This is a genomic window from Microcoleus sp. N3A4, assembly GCF_036701805.1.
Taxonomy (GTDB): Bacteria; Cyanobacteriota; Cyanobacteriia; order Cyanobacteriales; family Microcoleaceae; genus Microcoleus.
Map to the genome: position 1 here is coordinate 1 of NZ_JAUBRJ010000157.1, position 2,451 is coordinate 2,451.

The following is a 2,451-nucleotide window of genomic DNA, read 5'->3' on the forward strand; positions in this document are numbered from 1 at the left end:
GGCAAGAGACAGGGGCACTGACTAACTTTAAAATAGGGCAGCGAGATTTGTGCGATCGCTTCATCATCCCCGAAAAACTATACGGTAGAGAAAGCGAAGTATTCTCCCTGCTAGCGGCGTTTGACCGCGTGAGTGCAGGAAGCACCGAAATGATGCTCGTTGCCGGTTTCTCCGGCATTGGCAAAACCGCTGTCGTCAACGAAGTTCACAAACCAATTGTCAGACAGCGAGGCTACTTTATTAAAGGCAAATTCGACCAATTCCAACGCAACCTACCCTTTAGTGCATTTGTCCAAGCTTTTCGCGATTTAATGGGACAATTGCTATCGGAAACAGATGCGAAAGTTGAACAATGGAAATCAGAAATTTTGACAGCTTTAGGCGATAGCGCTCAAGCGATAGTTGAAGTCATTCCCGAACTCGAACGGATTATCGGACCGCAAGCGCCAGTCCCCGAACTTTCTGGCAGCGCCGCTCAAAATCGCTTCAATTTGTTGTTGGAAAAATTCATTCAAGTCTTCACAACAAAAGAACATCCTTTAGTGATTTTCTTGGACGATTTGCAATGGGCAGACTCAGCATCGTTAAAATTAATTCAACTGCTGATGAGTGCTACAGAGCACCGCTATCTATTATTAATAGGAGCTTATCGGGATAACGAAGTATTTCCAGCGCATCCATTGATGCTGACGTTAGCAGAAATTCAAAAAACGTCAGCAAAGGTGAATACTATTACCTTAGCTCCGCTCGCTCTATCCGACATAAATAGTTTAGTTGCCGATACTCTAGCTTGTTCTACAGCGTTGGCTCTGCCTTTAACAGAACTCGTTTATCAGAAAACCCTAGGCAATCCATTTTTCAGCACACAATTCCTCAAATCTTTGCATGAAGATGGGCTAATTGAATTTAATTTTGAAGAGCGGTATTGGCAGTGCGATATTGCCCGAGTGCGAACCTTGGCACTAACGGATGATGTAGTAGAATTCATGGCACTTCAGTTGCGAAAGTTGCCAACCAGGACACAGTTCGTTTTAAAGTTAGCTGCTTGTATTGGCAATCAGTTCGATTTGGCGACGTTAGCAATTGTTGATGAAAATTCGCTGGTAGAAACCGCATCTGCTTTATGGAAGGCGCTGCAAGAAGGATTAATTTTACCTGTTAGCGAGGTTTACAAGTTTTATCAAGCAGAGGATAATAGCGAATCTGTAATCGGGAATGGTCAGGAATTTGACCAATTACTAATTAGCCACGAACAATTACCCAAATATAAGTTTTTACACGATCGCGTCCAACAAGCTGCCTATTCTCTGATTCCAGAAGACCAAAAGCGATCGACTCACTTAAAAATCGGTCAACTCTTATTAAAGAATACGCCAGAACTTGAACGAGAAGAAAGAATATTTGATATTGTCAACCACTTAAATGTGGGAGTTGAGCTAATTAACCATGAGGCAGAACGGGAGCAATTAGCACACTTGAATCTGGTTGCTGGAAAGAAAGCTAAAGCTTCAACAGCCTACGCTGCTGCTACTGAATATTTGAACGCGGGAAGGGAATTACTAACAACTAATAGCTGGCAGAATCAATATGAACTGACATTATCACTTTACTCAGAAGGAGCAGAAGCAGCTTTTTTGAGCGGTAATATTGAAGGAATGCAAAGACTCATTGATACAGTCCAAGATCGCGCTACCTCGCTGCTGGACAAAATTAAAGTGTATGAAGTCCAGATGCAAGCTTATATGGGGCAGAACCGACTCTTAGAAGCAGTTAATACGGGTCTACAAGTTCTAAAGCTTTTGGGGGTGGAGTTTCCGCAACAGCCAACTCCGTCAGACATTGGACAAGCACTCTCCGACACTGTGGCAATGGTAAAAGATTGGCGAATTGAGGATTTAATTGATCTGCCTCAAATGACCGAGCCCTATAAATTAGCAGCCATGAGACTTTTATCAAGTATCTTTGCTCCTGCATTCATGGCTACGCCAGAACTGGTGCCTTTGGCGGTGTGCAAACAAATAGATTTATCCGTTCAATATGGTAATGCTTCGGTTTCTCCGTTTGCTTATGCCAATTATGGTCTTCTTCTTTGTGGAATTGTCGGAGATATTGATTCAGGTTATCAGTTTGGTCAATTGGCTTTAAGTCTATTGTCAAACTTAAATGCTCAAGAAATCAAAGCCAAGACAGTCATCATAGTAAATACATTAATCCGACATTGGACAGAGCATCTGAGAGCATCCTTAGAGCCTTTGATGTCAGTCTACTATATCGGAATGGAGACAGGAGATTTAGAATATGCAAGCTATGGTCTATTAGCGTCTTCCTATTTTGCTTACTTTAGTGGCAAAGAATTAGCTGTCCTTGAAAGAGAGATAAGCTGTTGTGCATTTAAAACGCATAGTGGTATAATATAACATAATGATATTCAGACAAAGTGAATGCCTGCTA

The 2,451-nt window shown here is 42.0% G+C and carries 1 protein-coding gene; it reads left to right on the plus strand.

Features of this window, described 5'->3' with window-relative positions; all coding sequences use genetic code 11:
- Positions 1-2,417 (plus strand): AAA family ATPase (locus QUA56_RS36340; protein WP_333368831.1); only part of this gene is annotated, 2,417 nt, incomplete at its 5' end.
- Positions 2,418-2,451: the final 34 nt, after the last annotated feature.